14 protein-coding genes are annotated in these 17,597 nt (G+C 67.1%); 6 read left to right on the plus strand and 8 right to left on the minus strand.

Features of this window, described 5'->3' with window-relative positions; all coding sequences use genetic code 11:
• The first annotated feature begins 338 nt into the window (after positions 1–338).
• The 5 genes from JMV16_RS23710 (at position 339) to JMV16_RS23730 (ending at position 7,814) form a co-directional block, all read left to right on the plus strand.
• A complete protein-coding gene (locus tag JMV16_RS23710; RefSeq protein WP_201496803.1) occupies positions 339–3,419 on the plus strand; it encodes a hypothetical protein in 3,081 nt (1,026 codons plus the stop codon).
• A 170-nt stretch (positions 3,420–3,589) separates the two neighbouring features.
• Positions 3,590–4,528: a class I SAM-dependent methyltransferase gene (locus tag JMV16_RS23715; protein WP_201496804.1), complete on the plus strand. Its 939-nt coding sequence runs from the start codon at positions 3,590–3,592 to the stop codon at positions 4,526–4,528.
• 124 nt (positions 4,529–4,652) lie between these two features.
• Complete coding sequence (locus JMV16_RS23720; RefSeq protein ID WP_201496805.1) at positions 4,653–5,669, plus strand: acyltransferase family protein; 1,017 nt, start codon at positions 4,653–4,655, stop codon at positions 5,667–5,669.
• Between the two features lie 64 nt (positions 5,670–5,733).
• The gene (locus JMV16_RS23725; RefSeq protein ID WP_201496806.1) at positions 5,734–6,861 is read left to right on the plus strand and encodes an acyltransferase family protein; all 1,128 of its coding nucleotides are present in this window, start codon (positions 5,734–5,736) and stop codon (positions 6,859–6,861) included.
• Between the two features lie 206 nt (positions 6,862–7,067).
• Positions 7,068–7,814 carry a class I SAM-dependent methyltransferase gene (locus tag JMV16_RS23730; RefSeq protein WP_201496807.1) on the plus strand — a complete coding sequence of 249 codons (747 nt, stop codon included), beginning with the start codon at positions 7,068–7,070 and terminating at the stop codon, positions 7,812–7,814.
• Positions 7,815–7,888: 74 nt separating this feature from the next.
• Here JMV16_RS23730 and JMV16_RS23735 read toward each other — a convergent pair whose 3' ends face one another.
• From JMV16_RS23735 to JMV16_RS23770, 8 genes are read right to left on the minus strand one after another with little or no spacing between them, the layout of a single operon-like run.
• Positions 7,889–9,334: a lipopolysaccharide biosynthesis protein gene (locus JMV16_RS23735; RefSeq protein ID WP_201496808.1), complete on the minus strand. Its 1,446-nt coding sequence runs from the start codon at positions 9,332–9,334 to the stop codon at positions 7,889–7,891.
• Between the two features lie 6 nt (positions 9,335–9,340).
• Positions 9,341–10,651 (minus strand): glycosyltransferase, encoded by a 1,311-nt coding sequence (locus JMV16_RS23740; protein WP_236580679.1) that lies wholly within the window; start codon positions 10,649–10,651, stop codon positions 9,341–9,343.
• Positions 10,648–11,745 carry a GNAT family N-acetyltransferase gene (locus JMV16_RS23745; protein ID WP_201496809.1) on the minus strand — a complete coding sequence of 366 codons (1,098 nt, stop codon included), beginning with the start codon at positions 11,743–11,745 and terminating at the stop codon, positions 10,648–10,650. The genes JMV16_RS23740 and JMV16_RS23745 overlap by 4 nt, the downstream gene beginning before the upstream one ends.
• Positions 11,735–12,955 carry a DegT/DnrJ/EryC1/StrS family aminotransferase gene (locus JMV16_RS23750; RefSeq protein ID WP_201496810.1) on the minus strand — a complete coding sequence of 407 codons (1,221 nt, stop codon included), beginning with the start codon at positions 12,953–12,955 and terminating at the stop codon, positions 11,735–11,737. Before JMV16_RS23750 ends, JMV16_RS23745 begins: the two co-directional genes overlap by 11 nt.
• Before the next feature lie 38 nt (positions 12,956–12,993).
• On the minus strand, positions 12,994–13,737 hold the full coding sequence (locus tag JMV16_RS23755; protein ID WP_201496811.1) for a tetratricopeptide repeat protein: 744 nt from the start codon (positions 13,735–13,737) through the stop codon (positions 12,994–12,996).
• Complete coding sequence (locus JMV16_RS23760; RefSeq protein ID WP_201496812.1) at positions 13,719–14,585, minus strand: hydrolase 1, exosortase A system-associated; 867 nt, start codon at positions 14,583–14,585, stop codon at positions 13,719–13,721. The genes JMV16_RS23755 and JMV16_RS23760 overlap by 19 nt, the downstream gene beginning before the upstream one ends.
• Entirely contained in the window at positions 14,582–15,442 is an 861-nt protein-coding gene (locus JMV16_RS23765) for a hydrolase 2, exosortase A system-associated (RefSeq protein ID WP_201496813.1), read from the minus strand. Before JMV16_RS23765 ends, JMV16_RS23760 begins: the two co-directional genes overlap by 4 nt.
• Before the next feature lie 5 nt (positions 15,443–15,447).
• Positions 15,448–15,693, minus strand: a complete 246-nt coding sequence (locus tag JMV16_RS23770) for an acyl carrier protein (protein ID WP_201496814.1) — start codon at positions 15,691–15,693, stop codon at positions 15,448–15,450.
• A 222-nt stretch (positions 15,694–15,915) separates the two neighbouring features.
• Here JMV16_RS23770 and JMV16_RS23775 point away from each other — a divergent pair, with 222 nt between their 5' ends.
• Positions 15,916–17,526 (plus strand): acyl-CoA ligase (AMP-forming), exosortase A system-associated, encoded by a 1,611-nt coding sequence (locus JMV16_RS23775; protein WP_201496815.1) that lies wholly within the window; start codon positions 15,916–15,918, stop codon positions 17,524–17,526.
• The last annotated feature ends 71 nt before the right edge of the window (positions 17,527–17,597 follow it).

Here is a 17,597-nt window from a genome sequence, read left to right on the forward strand (position 1 = left end):
TATGGGGGGGCGGAGTCCGACTTATGCCGGCATCAGATCAAACTGCTGTCACCGCTATCGGACTAAGATTCCCGGCCGCCTATTTGGCAGGCTCTCTTGGGGTTAGCATGAGTGATCAAGAAAGACGGGACTTCCTGCGGCTGTGGGCCTTTGCCGCAGGGCTGGTTGCGCTGCCGGGATGCGGCGGCGGTGGTGGCGACGATGCCGCGCCCGAGCCCAGCACGCCTGTCGCTCCCGGGGTGCCAACCCCGCCCGCCGCCGAGCCGCCCCCGCCGCCGCCGCCTCCCCCGCCGCCGCCGCCGCCGCCGCCGCCTTCTCCTCCCCCGCCCCCGCCTGCCGTGTCCTCGGGCAGCACCCGGCAGTTCACGCTGACTTCCACCTCAAGCGGTGTGATTCCCTTCGCGGTGGGCTTTGCCTTCAAGCAAGGCGATGTTCCGGCCGGGCAGTTTGCCGTCTGCGACTTCCCCGAGTCGCAGGTGACGGTCAAGAACACCTGGCCCGATGGCAGCGTCAAATTCGGCGTCGTCGCGGGCCGCGCCACCATGACCGCCGGCGTGCCGCTGGCGGTGAGCCTCACCCCCAGCGCCAGCGCTCCCACTGGCGCCGCGCTGACGACGGCCGACCTGCGCGCCACCGGCGTGACGGCCGGCATTTCCTGCCTGCCCATAGGCGCTGTCACCTGGTCGGGCGCCGACTGGGACAGCCCCTTCCAGGCCTGGGCCAGCGGCCCGCAGATGTCGTCGTGGATCTACCGCAAGCCGGTGGGCAGCGACGCCCACCTGGTGGCCTGGCTCGAAGTGCGCCTGTGGTTGCACGGCGCCGTCGAGGTGCTGCCCTGGGTCGAGAACGGCTACCTGCGGGTGGCCGGCCCCAGCAGCAAGGCCGCCACTTATGCATTCAGCCTGGGCGGCACGCAGCGCTTCAGCGCAAGCTTCGATCTGCCCTCGCATTCGCGCACGCCGCTGCTTGGCGGCACCGCGCTTTCGCATTGGCTGGGTGCCGATCCGGCCCTGAATGTGCGGCATGACGCCGGCTATTTGCAGTCCACCCGCCTGGTGCCCAAGTACGGCGCGACGGTCGCTGCCACGGCCACCGCGGTGGCTTCGCTGCCCGCCAGTTTTGCGCCGCTGCAACTGGGCAGCTTCACGCTGTCCATGAGCGATGGCGGCTATCAACCCAGCATCGGCCTGCTGCCCGAGTGGGATGTGCTGTACCTCACCACCCCCCGCACGGCGGTGGGCGTCTACGAGGGCGTCATCCGCAACGGCTACAGCGCCGGGCGCTGGGGCATCCACTACCGCCACGAAACCACCAACCGGCCGCTGCGCTTTTCAACCAATCCCAATGCCAGCGTGGATTCGAGTTCGACCGGAGACAAGCCGCCGGCGGGCACGGGCACGACGGTGCCGCACTGGGATATTCCGCACCATCCGTCCGTGGGCTACATGGCCTACCTGGTGTCCGGGCGCTGGTATCACATGGAAACGATCCAGTTCGCGGCCACTTTTAATTACCTCGGGAATGTCGACGGCGGCGTTTCCTATGCGCGCAGAAACTTCTCTGACGGCATCCTGGCGCCGGAAACAGGCGCCAACAATGTGCGCGGTGCCGCGTGGGCATTGCGCACGCTGCTGCAGGCCCTCACGGCCACCCCCGACGACGACCTGCCGCTGCGCAATGAATTCATCGCCTCCACCGAGGCAAACATCAACTTCAACTACAACAAGTACGTGGCGCAGCCGAACAATCCGTTCGGCTTCATCGAGCCGCCCGGCGACACCGCCTATGGCACGCCGACCGACGGCAAGGTGACCATCGCGCCCTGGCAGCACGACTTCTACACCGCCACCACCGGCTATATGCTGGCCGCGAACCCGCCCATCAACGCGGCGGTCAAGACGCGGTTGCAGGCCTTCTTCGCCTGGACCGCCAAGTGCGTGGTTGGCCGCCTGGGTTCTGCGGCCAGCGCCGCGAACTGGCTGTACCGGGATGCCGCCGTCTACAACATGGTGGTAGCCCAGACGGATCTGCCGGACTGGGCCGCCGGCACCGGCCCTTGGCCGGCATCCTGGCGGGCGATGTACGACGCGACCTACACGACTTCCCCCGGCGCGTTCACTGATGGCGAGTTGCGGGGCGGCAATCTGCCTGCGTCATCCAGTTATTGGGGCAATCTGCAGCCGGCTATCGCCTATGCGGTCGAGCATGAGGTCAGCGGCGCCGCGACCGCTTATGCACGCATGGCTTCGGCCGGTCAGTTCTCGGTCTTGAAGGCCGATATGAACAAGAACTGCGTCTGGTCGGTCGTTCCGCCATCGGAGCCCAATTGGATGTCGGTGCCCGGTACCGTGGCGACCTTGCCCGATAGCGCGCTGTTGACCAGCGGCCAGGCCTGGTCCGGCGTGAATCCGGGCGGCAGCAGCGGCATCGCCGCGCTCATGCGGGCCTGGGGCGGCGGCGTCCTGAACACCGTGGGCATTTACCGCGACGGCGCTTTTGTTTCGGGCCAGTTCCTGGTCGTTTTCGGCGGTGGGCACAACGATTACGCGGGCAACGAGGTCTACGCCTTCGGCCCCTTGAACTCCAATGCGCCGCGTTGGAGCCGCATCATCGATCCCACGATACCGGCGCCCAACGACGTTGGCCGCCTGGGCGGATACCCGGTGAGCCGCCACACATACGATGCGCTGGTCTACCTGCCGACGAAGAACAAGATGCTCTGCATCGGTGCGGCCGGCTACTTTCATACCGGCTTCGGCTTCCTGCAGGCGGATGTTTTCGACTTTGCGGTCGATCCTTCCAGGGCCAATCCATGGACCACCGCCGACGCCGGATTTCCAGCCTATGGCGGCGGCGGGGTGGGCACCATCGCCCTGATTTCCGGGTACGAAGCCAGCACCGGCAAGGCTTGGGGCCTGGGCAATGGCAACTCGCAGAAGCTGGGTGCTTATGACGCGGCGTCGGGCACCTGGTCCAGCTACAACAAGGACAACCCCAACGGCCCCACCTCGGGCAAGGCGGCTATTGCCAGTGGCTTGATGGTCTTCGTCAACAACGCCACCGTCTACGTGCAGAACCTCGCGACGCCCGACGCGCCAATCTTCACGCCCACCAACATCAGCGGCGCCGCACCCAACATGGCCAACACCGCCTCCCTGGCCTGGGATGCCGTGGGGCGGCGCTTCGTCGTGGGCAGTTCGGCGATCACGAAGACGCTGTACTTCCTGACGCCGCCCGCCGCCAACCCGGCCACCGACGCCTGGGCCTGGAGCAGCCAGACCTTCACGGGGGCAGGGCCTAGCAACGTCACCGAATTCGGCATCTACGGGCGCTTGCAGTACATCGAACTGGGCAACGGCATCCGGGGTGTCATCCTCTTGCCGGCGGCAGCGTCCCCGGCGGTCTTCTACCGCTTCTGATAGCGCGGGCGGGGCAGCGGCCGGCAGGACCGGTGCCCCCTGGCCCGGTGGGTGCCCGCGGGGCGGCGCGTGCTGCAGAATCGGCGGCCGTCCGGCAGCGCCTTGTGGCGCGGTCTGCGGCTGCAGGCTCGGGCAAGGGGCGTGCCCCGCCCATCCATTAGACAAGGCCTATGCAAGAGCAAGCACTTCAACCCAGCGCTTTCGCGTGCCCAGTGCATAAGCACGCGCTCGGCGACAACCTGTTCTGCACGGCCTGCGCAAAGCCCTACCCGTCGGTCAATGGCATTCCGGTGCTGATCAATGATGCGAACAGCGTCTTCCAGACCGCGGACTATCTCCAGGCACGCGGCTATGAAGGGGCCAGTTCCTATGGTGGCCATCTCGACAACAGCCGGGGCTGGCGGCAGCTGTACAGGCGCGCGATTGCCGCGCTCAGCGAGTCCAATCCTCCCGGGCGAACCTTTGATGCAGCGCAGGCCGTCAAGCAGATCCAGGCGCAGCAGCCGGATGCGCGCGTGCTCGTCATCGGCGCCGGCGACAGCGACATCGGCGGCAGCAATGTCGTGACCACCGACGTGGCCTTCGGTGCCCATGTCCAGTGCATCGCCGACGCCCACGACCTGCCCTTTGTCGATGGCAGCTTCGACGCCTGCATCGCCATCGCGGTGCTCGAGCATGTGGTGGACCCCTACCGCTGTGTGGAAGAGATTCGCCGTGTCCTCAGGCCGCGCGGCTTCGTCTATGCCGAGACGCCCTTCATGCAGCCGGTGCATATGGGCGCCTATGACTTCACGCGCTTTTCCCATCTCGGGCACCGAAGGCTGTTCCGGCACTTCGACGAACTGGATTCCGGAATTGTCGGCGGGCCCGGAACCAGTGCCGGGCAGATGCTGCGTTATGTCATCGCATCGCTGTCCGAGCGGGCCGCGGTGAAAAGATGGCTCAAGCTGGCAGCGCTGCTGCTGACCTACCCGATGCGTTGGATCGACCGCATCTGCCTGGGCAAGCTCGCGGCCTACGATTCGGCGTCGGGCTTTTATTTTTTTGGACGCCTTGCCACCGAACCGCTGGGTGACCGCGAATTGCTTGCGCTGTATCGCGGCGGTTGACGGGCGGGCCTGCTGTGGGCCTCCAGAGCCCCACGAAAGCGGGCCGATGGCCGGAAGGTCGGGTGTTACGATGAGTCCGCCTTACCCCACTCCAGGGCCGCCTGGCAACTGCAGAACCACGCTGATGACGGCACCGGAACACAAGCGCAACATCGGCAGCGGCCATGTCGATTACCTGGATGGCTGGCGCGGACTGGCCATCCTGATGCTCATGGTGGGGCATTTCCTGCCGGTTCCCGGCATCAGTTTCGGTGCCGTGGGCGTCAATCTCTTCTTCGTGCTCTCGGGCCTTCTGATGGGAGGGCTTCTGTTCGAGAAGCAGGAACCCATTGCCAAGTTCTACCGGCGGCGAATTGCCAGAATTCTGCCCGCCCACCTTGTTTTTGTGCTGGTGATGACGCTGGCCTATCTGTTGATGGGCCACCCCATCAGCCTCCGGGAAATTGCCGCCGCGTTGCTGTTCGTCAACAATTACTGCCTCCCCGAAGGAGGGCCAGGCACCGCCCTGATGCCCTTTGGCCATATCTGGTCGCTGTCTGTAGAAGAGCACAGCTACATCGCCCTTTCGCTGGTGGCCATCGCATCCCGAAGGGGCTTGATGTCCGCCGGTGCGGGGGCCGGCTTTCTGCTCGCGACCTGCATCTGCTTTGCCGTCGGCTACCAGATTCTCAATCCCCCCCAATTGGCCTTTGTGCAATGGCTGCACACCGAAGTGGCTGCCTACGGGTTGATGGCTTCCGCGGCGTGGGTGGCGGCAGGCAGAAGATGGGCGGGCGGGGACAGGTTGCCGGCTTTCGTGGCTCCGGCGCTCGTGCTGCTGGGGATCGGGTTGCACTGGTGGTCCCTGCCACTCGCAGTGCAAAGAATCCTGGGTGTCGGCTGCTTTGTGGCCGCGCTTTGCTTGCTGACCGCCCATGGGGGCTGGTTTGCCACGCTCCTGGAGTGGGCGCCGCTTCGCCAGTTGGGCCTCTGGTCCTATTCACTCTATCTCTGGCAACAGCCTTTCTATCTCCTGTCCCACAGGGAAAATGGTATCTCGCCCTATCTGGCGTTGATCGCGGCTTTGGCTGCCGGGCTTCTCTCATATTATTCTGTCGAGCGGCCGCTGCGGTCTTACCTGAATGCGCACTGGGGCAGGTGACCGGATTGTGTTACACGGGCCGACGAGATCATCGGGATTGAAACCAAAAAAGTATTGAATCGAAATGAATTGGCTTGCAGGAAAATTTGAACTAACTCGCGGCGGGGATGCCGCCAATGTACGGCCGATGGAAGGGCTGCGAGGTTATGCGGTGTTCCTGGTTTTTCTTGTCCACTACGTGACTCTTGTGGAGCCTTGGATTTCGAGTGAAACCCGCACAATGGAGATTGCCGATGGCTTGCGTGCCATTGGAAACAGCGGGGTTGATCTGTTTTTTGTGCTGAGTGGCTACCTGATTTATGGTTCATTGATAAGGCGAAGGCAGGCGTACAGTCGATTTATATATCGACGTATTGAAAGAATATATCCCACATTTGTGGTTGTGTTTTTGTTTTATATTTGTTTGTCGTTTTTGTTTCGCAGGGAAAGCAAGATTCCGGTCGAGTTTGCGGATGCTGCTTTGTATCTCGCTCAGAACTTTCTGCTCTTGCCGGGACTGTTTCCAATTGAGCCAATGATTACTGTGGCTTGGTCGTTGAGTTATGAGATGTTTTATTATCTCATTATCCCGGTCGCTATCGAGGGTCTCAGGCTTCGTGAGCGAAGGCCGTTTTGGCGTATTTCTTTCTTCGTTTTTGTGGTGGTGCTGGCTGCTGTTTATTGCGCGGCATACGGCGGGCATATCCGATTGATCATGTTCATTGCAGGTATTCTTCTCCATGAGGCGATTGCCTGTACGGAAAAACTATCCGGCTATTTTGATTTTGTGGGTGCTGCAGCGATGGTTGTTGGGATCATGGGTGGGCTGTTTCCAATAGATGGCTCCGCTAGCTATACCACCAAGATAGGTATACTCTTCATCGCTTTCTTCTTCCTATGTCTCACCTGCTTCCTCCGGCCGTCGGGTTGGCTGGCGCGTATGTTTTGCTGGACGCCAATGCGATGGCTGGGAAATATGAGCTACTCGTATTATCTGATTCATGGGGTGGCTCTCAAAGTTGCCTTTTCCATGCTTGCGGTACTTGTTCCGGTTGCGGTCTATGGCCCTTGGCTATTCTGGCTTCTCTTGCCGCTTATGTTTCTGGTTACGCTGGTCCCGTCGGGGGTGCTATTTGTCGCAATTGAGCGGACGTATTCGCTTTCTGCGGTGTCAGGGCGTGGCGAGTCAAAAGACGCCAGAGTTGGTGCTTAATTTACGGAAAGGCAAAGGGGATTTTGCGCCAGTGCAGGAAAGAGACGTGGAATTGCGCGATGCTCGCTCACCTGCTTCGCGTGCTGGAATGCAGGAGGTTCCCCTGGGTTGCGCGGGGTCATGGGCGGCTTGATTGCGTGGGAGTGAGAATTTCCAATGGCTGGAATTGGTTCTGTGACGAGCTTGGCTGGATTGGATGATTCGAAGTGGACCTGACCGACTACCGTAGCAGTCCCAATGAGCAGAAGCGCGTCGCCTCGCTGATGTCGCTGGTGCCCATGCGCACTTTCTCGGTGCTGGACGTGGGCGCCCGCGACGGGTATCTCTCGCGCCAACTGGCCGACCGCTCTGTGGCCGTGACGGCGCTGGACCTGGCCATGCCGCAGATCGACGATGCGCGCATTCGCTGCGTAAAGGGCAATGCCACGGCGCTGCCCTTCGAGGACGGCAGTTTTGATCTCGTGTTCTGTGCCGAGGTGCTGGAGCACATTCCTTCCCCGGCCCTGGAACAGGCGTGCCTTGACATGGCGCGCGTGTGCGCGCGGCACATCATCGTCGGCGTCCCCTACCGGCAAGACATCCGGTGGGGGCGCCTGACCTGCCGAAAGTGCGGCAAGGTCAGCCCGCCTTGGGGCCATGTCAATAGCTTTGACGAGCAGCGCCTGTGCCGCCTGTTTCCCGGTTTCGCATTGACTGAAAAGCAGTTCGTCGGCGTGGCTGATGTGCCGACCAATGCGCTGTCGGCCCGGCTGATGGATTGGGCCGGCAATCCCTACGGTCCCTACGACCAGGAAGAGCACTGCATCCATTGCGACTCACCCTTCGAGCCGCCACCGCCGCGGTCGTTGGCCCAACGCTTTCTGGCAAGGGCCGCGGTGGTGATCCGGCGTGCCTTGCAACCCCTGTACACCCCTCACGGCAACTGGGTGCATGTCCTGCTCACGCGCAGCTGAAAGCGGGCTGCAGGGCCCGCATTCGGGCGGCGCGGCCCGCGGGTGGATGCTTGCAAGCCGGCTCGCGCGCCGGGTCAGCCCTTGGGGCCAAATACTTTGGCGAGCGCGAGATTCACTTCGGCGGCAAAGGGGTGGCCGAGCAGTCGCACCGCCCCGACGAACACCGGCAGGCTGAGCGCGAAGACGAGCGAGACCTGGGCCAGGTTCCCCAGCGGCTTCCAGTAGGTGGACGCGGCCAAGCTGGCGGCCGGGACGATGGCCACCAGCAGGGCCAGGGCGGCGCTGCGTGCCAGCACCCTCAGCAGTCCCTGGAACTCGAAGCCGATGGCGCTGCGGGTCACCAGCAGCCAGGCGCTGACCGCGACGATCTGCGCCACGGCAAAGCCGACCGCCGCCTGCAGTGCGCCGCTGGTGGCGCCCACGGCGATGCAGGCCACCTGAACCGGCACCAGGAAGGCGGTTGTCCGCATGATGGTGGCAACCCGGCCTAGGGCCAGCAGCAGCGTCTGGCACATGGCCGCCGGCAGGGCGATGCACATGCCGATGGCCAGCACCTGGGTGATGCGGGCCGAGAAATCCCATTGGTCGCCGTAGAGCACGCGCACGGTCGGCCCCGCCATCAGCGCCAGCCCGATGAAGAACGACCAGCCCAGCGCGGTGACGTAGGAGGTGGCGCGCAGGAATGAGGCGCTGGTGTTGCCGCCCTGGCGATGCTCGCGGGCGAACAGCGGCATGGCCACGGCATTCGTGGCATCGAGCACGAGGCGCTGGAACATCATCGTCAGGCCGTTGGCGCGCGAGTAGTAGCCCGCTGCGCCCAGGGTCTGCAGGCGGCCCAGAAGCAACTCGGGGGCGCCGATGGCGAAATCCCAGATGATGTTGGTGGCCGAGGTCGTGCCGCCGAACTTGAGCACCCGGCGCAGTTCATGCCTGCCGGGCAGCCAGCTGAAGTGGGCAGGGCGGAACCAGGCGCCGATGGCAGCGTTGACGCAGGTGGCGGCCAAGTTGCCCAGGGCCAGGCTCAGCGGGCCGAAATCCTGCCAGGCCAGGATCACCGAGGCGACGGCACCGGCCAGGCTGCTGAAGAAGCGCATCACCGCCAGGCGCTGGAAGCTCATCTCGCGGATCAGCCAGGCATAGGTCATGGAGCCGAAGGGGTTGACGACAAAGTTCACCGCCACCACGCCCATGATCAGGGCCATGCGGGGCTCGCGGTAGAACTTCGAAACCGGGTAGGCCGCCACCGAGACGATCACCGCCATCAGCAGGCCCGTGCCCAACAATACGGTCCACACGGCGCGGATGCGGGTGGCGTTGAGGTCGCGCTCCTGCACCAGGTATTGGCCTGCGCCCAGGTCGCGCAGCGAATTGGCAAAGGCCACCAGCACCATGGTGACCGAGAAGACGCCGATGTCCGCCGGCGTAAGCAGCCGCGCGATGACCATCGACGACAGGATCGACAGCGCGAGGGCCGAGTAGCGGTCGAGAAACGAGAAGAAGAGCGCGCGCCGCGTACCCATGGCCGATCAGCCGCGCCGGCTGGCCGCGGTGACGCTGTCGAGCATCGCCGCCAACGCCTGGGTGCGGCCTCTCCGGGAGGCGGCGGCCACGAAGCCGGGCTCGGGCATCAGTTGCAGGCCGGGCCGCCCCGGCGCCAGAAAACGCGTCAGCAGCTGCGCGATGGCGGCTGCATCGTCCAGCGGCGCGATGGCATCGATGCCGGCATTGCGCACCGTGGTGGCGGTGTCGCCGGCGGGGTCGGAAAGGCAGACGATGGGCCGTCCGGCGCGCAGGTATTCGTAGAGCTTGGCGGGGATCTGCGCATTGCAATTGCTGGCCTGCAGCAGCAGCAGGCCGTCGGCATTCAGCATCTCTGCCAGGGCCTCGCGGTAGGGCGCGGCCGGCAGGATCTCGATGTAGGCCTCGACGCCGGCCTGCCGCGCCAGGTCGAGCAGCAGGGCCTCGGCCACAGGGGCGCGGAAGCGCACCCGAAGCCGGGCCGGGCTGGTGGCGCCGGCCTCGTGCAGCAGCTTCAGCGCCGCCATCAGCTGGGTGGGATCGCGCTCGCTCGGGTAGACCACGCCGCTGTGCAGCAGCGTTGTCGCGCCCGGGTTCAGCGGCCGGGCTTCGCGCGCCCCGTCGGCGTTGGCGAAGGTTTCCTCGTCGTAGCCGTTCTCGAGCAGTTCCACCCGCTGCGCACTGGCGGGATAGCGCTGGCGGTACTCGGCCGTGGCGCTGGGCGTGGTGAAGGTGCTGAGCGCGGCGGTGGCCAGGGCGTGGCTTTCGATGTCGCGGTACTGCGCCCAGGTCACGGGGTCGGTGGGGTAGCCGGCCTGCGCCATGGGATCGCGGAAATCGGCGATCCAGGGCAGGCCCGAGCGGCGCGCCAGCTCGGCGCCTATCAGGTGCGCGGTGGCGATGGGGTAGGTGCTCCAGATGGCCTCGGGCTTGTACTGCCGGATCAGCTGCATGCCGCGCCTGACGCCGTCGAAGCGCCAGGTCATCCAGCGGTCGGGGCGGGCCATGGCGGCGATGTAGCGGCCCTTGATCGACAGGTGGCGCGCCGTGTCCCAGGCCATCGCCCGGCTCACCACCGTGCCGGGCGGGACATCGGCCAGCAGGTCGTTGCTCACGCGCTCATAGGCCTCGGCCCGCGTCGTCAGCACCAGCGGCTGCCAGCCCTGGGCCGGCAGGTGCTGCACGAAACGCAGGGTGCGCTGGATGCCGCTGCTGCCGGCCAGCGGCGGAAAGTGGTAGGCGATCATCAACACCCGGCGCAGGGGCGGCATGTCGCGGCCCGCCTTGCCACGGCTGTCCGGAGGGGTGCTTGCCTTCATGTGGCGGCCTCGCCTTCTGCTGCGGCCTGCACTGCCGTCGGCTTGGCACGCTCCCGCCGCCGTTCGGCCAGGCTCTTGAGCCAGGGCCAGCGGTAGGTGGTCAGGTGGTACAGGCGCCGGTGGCTGTCGGTGAGCTTGGTGTGCCAGTCCATCATGCGGCCGTAGTACTCGATGCGCCTGAGCCCGCTGTCGGGCGCAAAGACGAATTTCAATTCATCTTCGCGCAGCAGCGAGGCGGGGGACAGGCTCTTGGGTATCGATTCGTCGTAGGTCGTCTTCAACACCACCCAGGTGCCGTCGCGCACCAGCCCGAAATTCATCGCCACCGTCTGTTCACCGAACAGGTACTCGGTGAAAAGCGCCTCGTTGCGGCGCGCGGCTTCGGCCAGCAGGCGTCCGTAGAAGCGGCCCTGCTCGTTGTCTGGATGGATGGCCGTGCCCTGCTGCGCCTTCCAGCCCTGGCTTTCGAGGCCGCCGTAGCGCTGGAGGGCCGGGCCCATGTCCTTCTCGTCGCGAAACAGGCGCATCTCGGTGGCGGTGCCGTCGCTGGCGAGCTTGTTGCGCTGCTTGCGCAGGTTCTGGCGCAGGTTCTTGCCGCGGGCATTCCAGTAGGTGTCGAAGTCACCTTCCACCTCGAGCCAGGCGGTGTCGATGTAATCCGAGTGTCGCGAGGCCGGGCCATCTTCCTGGCGGGGGGATTGCAGGGGGTCGATCTGCGTGACCGACAGCGCCAGGCACAGGCCCAGGGCGCCGCTGCGAAGCAGGTCGCCGGCCAACTGGTCGATCCCGGGCTGTTGGCCGCCGGACACCCAGGCGCCCAGCGGCATCTGCGAAGGCTGGAAGGTCTGCCAGCGCAGCCGGCCCTGGGGGACGAGCACGAACATGGCAACGGAGCTGCCGCCCACCGATCCGACGAGAAGCTGCTCGCGTCCGATGCCGAAGATCTCGAGGGCATTTGCCACCGCTTGCGCGGACATGAAGGGCTGGTTCAGGCCCAGGGCGTTCAGGCGGTCCCAGTCGTTGCTGACAGCGGCATCGACTCGGAGTTTGCTGGCGTCCAGGCGGCGCCAGGCAATGGGAGCGTTAAGGGGCAATGGAATTCACCTTTGGCCCACGCGAAGGGCAGGCCTTGAGTAGGGATTGCAAGCGCGAGGTCACCTGGTCGATGTCTTCGCGCCTGAGGTCTTGATGGCACAGCAGCTGCAGCACATGGCGGCTCCAGTGCAGGCCGTTGTCATGGGGCAGCACCGGGGTTCCCGGCCAGCGGCGGTCCCACCGGAAGATGGGCAGGCGCTCCTGCCGCGCTGCCGCGTAGATGGCGTCGGCCCGCTCGCTGCCTTCGATCCAGAGCGGGTACACATAGGGCACCGCCCCCGGCGGCGGATCAGACACCAGCGGGCGGGCGCCGTGCGCGCTGGCAAAGGCCTCGTCGTACCGCCGGTAGTGCTCGCGGCGCTTGGCAATCAGCCGCCCGAACGGCAAGGCGCGGTGGATGAGGCGCGCCACGAAGGTCGGCCTGTCGCGCACGCGCCCCATGTCGCAGCCTTCGATGATCTCCTCGTCCGTGGGCGTGCGATCTTCGAGCGCTGACAGCGCGCCGGCCGGGCCCGGGGCGGCCGATCCCCTGAGCCGGGCCAGGGGCGAAAGCAGATGGCTCAGCCCTGCCAGGCGGCCGTAGCGTACCGACGTGTCGATCACGTCCCAGGCCGCCTTGGCCTGCGAGCGTGCGCCCGGTGGGCGCAATCCCAGAGGCCGCAAGGGCCGGTGGGCACTGCCCAGCAGCCCGCATTCGGGCACGGGCAGGAACTTGGAGATGCTGGCGGTTGCGAAATCGCCCCAATGGCCCACCGGGCGCTCGCCGGCCATGCCGAAGTAGCAGTGCGCGCAATCCTCGATCAGCACGATGCCGCGGTCGCGGCACCAGCGGGCCAGGGTCGACCAGGAGCGAGGCAGGCCGAAGTAGTGCGCCACGATCATGGCGCCGGGCGCCGCACCCGCGGCGCCTTCGATGGCGTCGAGCAGGGGCTGGCCGTCGGCGCCCAGCGGGTAGAAGACCGGACGCAGGCCTGCCTCCAGCACGGGTGCCACCATGGTCGGGCAATGGTAGGTGGGCACCAGCACGCCAGCGCCCGGTGGCAGGTCGAGCTGTCTCAGTGCGGCGAACAGGGCTGCGCGCCCGCTGGTGGTGTGGGCAAAGGCCGGCAACTGCGAGAGGTTCGCAACCGGTTCGGCCCGGCAGGGCCGGAGGTAGTTCCAGTCGAACACCGGAACCTTGGGGATGGGGAAGGCTGACACCGGGGTCATGGCAGGGCTGGACATCGGGAGTGCGTTCGCCGTGGGCTCTAGGGCGCGCTGGCCGGTGTCGCCGGCGCTGCTGCACTCGCCGCCGCGCTTGCGGCTTCGGGCTCCCGCCACTTCCTGGCGGCCACGAGCTTGTCCTTGAGTTCGGTGCGCGGCATGCCCCCGGCCATGGCCAGGTGGGCAAACCTGAGTGCCTCTTCGTATTCGCCCAGCTCCTGGTAGATCAGGCCCAGGTTGTAGAAGGTGAAGGGGTTGTCGCCGGCAATGCTCTCAGCCACCTTCAGGTCGGCTATGGCCTCGGCCTTGCGCCCGCGCTTGCCGAAGAAGCCGGCGCGGATCATGCGAACGATGTGGTCCTTGGGGCGGAAGCGCACGGCGCGCTCCAGCCAGCATTCGACCGTGTAGCGCATGTCGGCCGGCTGGTCGGTCTTCTCCTTCTCGCCCAGGGCGATGACGGCGATCAGCGCCCGCGGGTTGTTGGGAAACGCCCGCAAGGTGTAGTCGATATCACCCCCTGGTCGAGTGCCCGTTGTGCCGGTGATGAGCGCCTGCACCGGCGGGGTGAAGTGCCGGCCCTCGACCAGGCTGCGCTCATCCACCGTGGCTGTGCGGTAGTCGAACGGGCCGTGTGGATTGCGCAGGTCGCCGCAAAAATTGGCGGTCTGGGCTTGCGCCGCTGCGGGCACGCACAGCGCCAGCGCAAGTACGGCCAGGCGGCGCAGTAGCGCCAGGGCCGGCGCTGTGGCGAGGGGGTGGCGCGCCAGGCTCAGATCGTCGACAGCCATTTGCGGGTCACCTCGGCGGCTGCATGCGCCGCGCCTGGGTTGGAAAAGGTGTGGTCGGCCGTGACCAGCTCGGCCCGTGTGACATCGGCGCGGCGCATCAGGGTACGCCATGTGCGCGATGCCTTCACGAACTCGCGGAACTCGTCGGCCGTGTGGTCGTCGCCGCTCAGGATCAGCACCATCGCACCCCGGAACTGCTTGGCGGCGGCGGTCATGCGCTCGGTGTAGGCCGGGGCGGCGGCAGGCTGGCCTTGGGCGGCAGCGGGTTCGGTTGCGGAGGCCTGGGCGGTGCGCGCAGTCTGGACGACTTCGCCGAGTGTGCTGGACACCGCCACGCGGCCCGTCAGCAGCTTGCGCCAGAAGTCGGCGCTGAGCAGGCGCTGGACGTAGTAGTGCTTGAGCCGGGTCTTGGCCGCCAGGGTGGGCGAGCGCACCCAGGGGTTGGCCAGCGCCAGCCCGTCCACCAGCGGCGCCCCCGGCCGCGCGGTGTAGAGCAGGGCGGCCGAAGCGCCGTCGCACAGGCCCCAGAGCACCACCTTGCGAAGCCCGGGCACCAGGCTGCGCAGCGTGCTCACCGCGGCCTCGATGTCTTCGTCGAGCTGGTCGAAGCCGCGTTGCGCGCCGGTGCTGTCGCCCATGCCGCGCACGTCGAAGCGAAGCACGGCATGCCCCTGGGTCGCCAGTTCTCGGGACAGGCCCGCAAACTGCCGGTGGCTGCCCACGCGCACCTGCGGGCCGCCGACCACCACCACGACGCCGGTGCGCGCCGCAACTTGCGGGCGGGCCAGGATGCCGACCAGGGTGTCGTCGGCGCAGCGCATCAGCACCGTTTCCTCGGCGTAGTTCATGCCCGGGCTTCGCCCTTCATCCCGGCAACGGTGGCGGCGATGAGCGCCGGCGCATCCTCGATCTCGGTCGTCTGCCAGAAGGCGGGGCCTTGCACCATCTGGTGGCGTACCTGGCAGCCCCCGGCCTGCCAGGCGGCCAGGTTCTGCTGTGCCACGGGCGATGCCGTGGGCGGCTCCTGTGGCGAGACGTCGATCCACTCCAGCCGTGCGGGGCGTGCCGGCACCTGCAGGCGGGCGGCTTCCAGCCCCTGGGCCAGGGCCGGCTGGATGCGGTAGCCGGCCACGTCCACCGTCTCGCCCGCGGCCAGGCGCTCGCGCGCCGGCTTTTGATCGCCTGGCGTGGCCTTGCCCATCAGCGCAGCCGCGGTTTCGAGGCGAAGAAATTGCTGCAGCACCGTCTTGCCGTTGGGCGTGGGTTGCCAGAAGAGGAAGTCGCAGCCGCCCTCGATGCGCGGCGCCGCGGCGTTGGCCAGCAGGCAGCCCATGCGGTGGCCCCACAGCCACAGGCCGGGCGGCTGTGCGTCCGGCCAGGCCTGGGCGTGGCGCGTCCGCGCCAGGGCGGCGGCGGCCACCACGTCGTCCACCCAGTCGGACCAGCTGGCATCGCCGAAATCACCGGCGCTGTCGCCGCAGCCCAGCAGGTCGAACTGCAGCACGGCGTGGCCGGCGGCGGCCAGCTCGCGTGCCTGCCACGCGGCCATGCGGCGCGACTTGTTCATCTCTTCGGCAAAGCCGTGGACGTGAACCACCAGCCCCGTTGGCGCGGTGCCGGCCGGCGGTGCGTGCCAGAGGCACAGGCGCTGGCCCAGCGGGCCGGGCCGCAACGGAGCGAAGAAGGCCTCGAACGCGGCCGTCATCGGGATCAGATGCGCTCGGCGACGAAGTCGACCAGGCTGCCCACGGTGGCAAAGGTGCTGCCGTCGATGTCGCCGTCGTCGACGGCGATGCCCAGGCGTTCTTCCAGCGTCGTGAGCAGGGTCACCACGGCCATGCTGTCGAGTTCGGGGATGGCGCCCAGCAGGTGGGTGTCGCGCGTGAAGCCGGCGCTGCGGCCGGCCAGGCTCAGCACCTCGTCCAGCACGCGCAAGACTTCCTGTTCGACATTCATGGCAGCTCCCAGTGCGGCGGCACCCGCGAGGCCGGGTGCAGACAACCGATGATTCTAGGTGGCCGGGCCTGCCCGCCATCGTGCTGGGAGTGCGCTTGCGCGCTACAACGTCACGAGTGCAGGCCCTGGCTCGCCAGGGGCCCTGTGCAATACTCTTTGGCGCTCTTCAGCGAGGGCAGGCGGTCTCACGCGGCCCCCCTATCCAGGCCTCATTCCGACCCGATGACCGACGCCACCCTGCTCTCCGATTTCGTGCGCTTTGGCGCGCAACGCGCGCCCGCTGCGACGGCCCTCACGCACGGCGACCAGCACACCCGCTATGGCGAGCTCGACGCCGCCGTGCAGGGCTTCGCCGCCGGCCTGATGGCCCTGGGCCTGCAGCGTGCCGAGCGCGTGGCCATCTACCTCGAGAAGCGAGCGGAGACCGTGGTGGCCAGCTTCGGCAGCGCCGCCGCCGGCACCGTCTTCGTGCCGCTCAACCCCATGCTCAAGCCCGAGCAGGTGGCCTACATCCTGCAAGACTGCGGCGTGCGCCTGCTCGTCACCTCGCCCGACCGCCTGGCCCTGCTGGCCCCGGTGCTGGCGCAATGCCCGGCGCTGCGCCATCTGGTGCTCACCGCGCCGGCCTCCGGTGCCGCGGCCGATGGGGCGCTGCCAGTCACGCTGTGGACCGATCTGCTGCAGGCCCCGGCGCGCGCCGGCCACCGCGTCATCGACACCGACATGGTGGCCATCCTCTACACCAGCGGCAGCACCGGCCGCCCCAAGGGCGTGGTGCTGAGCCACCGCAACATGGTGGCCGGCGCCAAGAGCGTGGCCAGTTATCTCGAGAACGGCCCCGAGGACACGCTGCTGGCGGCGCTGCCGCTGAGCTTCGACGCCGGCTTCAGCCAGCTCACCACCGGCTTCCACAGCGGCGCACGCGTGGTGCTGCTCAACTACCTGATGCCGCGCGATGTGCTCAAGGCGATGGAGCGCGAGCGCGTCACCGGCCTCACCGCGGTGCCGCCGCTCTACATCCAGCTCACCGCGCTCGAATGGCCGGCGGCCATTGACCAGCACCTGCGCTACTTCGCCAACACCGGCGGCCGCATGCCGCGCGAGACGCTGATGGCGCTGCGCCAGCGCGCGCCCTCGGCACGGCCCTTCCTGATGTACGGCCTGACCGAGGCCTTCCGCAGCACCTACCTGCCGCCCGACGAGGTGGACCGCAGGCCCGACAGCATAGGCCGCGCCATCCCCAACGCCGAGATCCTGGTGCTGCGCGAGGACGGCAGCGAATGCGCCCCTGAAGAGCCCGGCGAGCTGGTGCACCGCGGCGCGCTGGTGGGCATGGGCTACTGGGGCGATGCCGAGAAGACGGCCGAGCGCTACAAGCCGCTGCCGGCCGGCACGGGCGGGCGCGAGGCCGGCCTGCAGATCCCCGAGCTGGCGGTGTTCTCGGGCGACACGGTGAGGCGCGACGCCGAAGGCTTCCTGTACTTCATCGGCCGCCGCGACGAGATGATGAAGACCTCGGGCTACCGCGTCAGCCCCACCGAGGTCGAGGAAGTGCTGTACGCCACCCGCCTGGTGGGCGAATGCGTGGCCTTCGGCGTCGACCATGCCACGCTGGGCCAGGCCATCCAGGTGATCGCCACCGCCCCCGACGGCAGCGCCACCGTCGACGTGCCGGCCCTGCTGGCCGAATGCCGCAGGCGCATGCCGGCCTACATGGTGCCGGCCGGCGTCGCCACCCAGCCGGGCCCGTTGCCGCGCAACCCCAACGGCAAGATCGACCGCAAGCTGCTGTCCACCGAGTGGCTGGCCGCCGCCGACCAGGCCGGCGGTTGAGATGCGTCCCCCCGCGAGACCGGCCAGCCGTGTCTTCCCCTTCCACCCCGGCCGCGCGCTGGCCGGGCGCC

Source organism: Rubrivivax sp. A210, assembly GCF_904426505.1.
GTDB lineage: Bacteria > Pseudomonadota > Gammaproteobacteria > Burkholderiales > Burkholderiaceae_C > Rubrivivax.

Coding starts and splice junctions, on each gene's coding strand:
- JMV16_RS23715 (WP_201496804.1), top strand. CDS start 3,590: ATGCAAGAGCAAGCACTTCAACCCAGCGCTTTCGCGTGCCCAGTGCAT.
- JMV16_RS23720 (WP_201496805.1), top strand. CDS start 4,653: ATGACGGCACCGGAACACAAGCGCAACATCGGCAGCGGCCATGTCGAT.
- JMV16_RS23725 (WP_201496806.1), top strand. CDS start 5,734: ATGAATTGGCTTGCAGGAAAATTTGAACTAACTCGCGGCGGGGATGCC.
- JMV16_RS23735 (WP_201496808.1), bottom strand. CDS start 9,334: ATGGGTACGCGGCGCGCGCTCTTCTTCTCGTTTCTCGACCGCTACTCG.
- JMV16_RS23740 (WP_236580679.1), bottom strand. CDS start 10,651: ATGAAGGCAAGCACCCCTCCGGACAGCCGTGGCAAGGCGGGCCGCGAC.
- JMV16_RS23750 (WP_201496810.1), bottom strand. CDS start 12,955: ATGACCCCGGTGTCAGCCTTCCCCATCCCCAAGGTTCCGGTGTTCGAC.
- JMV16_RS23755 (WP_201496811.1), bottom strand. CDS start 13,737: ATGGCTGTCGACGATCTGAGCCTGGCGCGCCACCCCCTCGCCACAGCG.
- JMV16_RS23760 (WP_201496812.1), bottom strand. CDS start 14,585: ATGAACTACGCCGAGGAAACGGTGCTGATGCGCTGCGCCGACGACACC.
- JMV16_RS23765 (WP_201496813.1), bottom strand. CDS start 15,442: ATGACGGCCGCGTTCGAGGCCTTCTTCGCTCCGTTGCGGCCCGGCCCG.
- JMV16_RS23770 (WP_201496814.1), bottom strand. CDS start 15,693: ATGAATGTCGAACAGGAAGTCTTGCGCGTGCTGGACGAGGTGCTGAGC.
- JMV16_RS23775 (WP_201496815.1), top strand. CDS start 15,916: ATGACCGACGCCACCCTGCTCTCCGATTTCGTGCGCTTTGGCGCGCAA.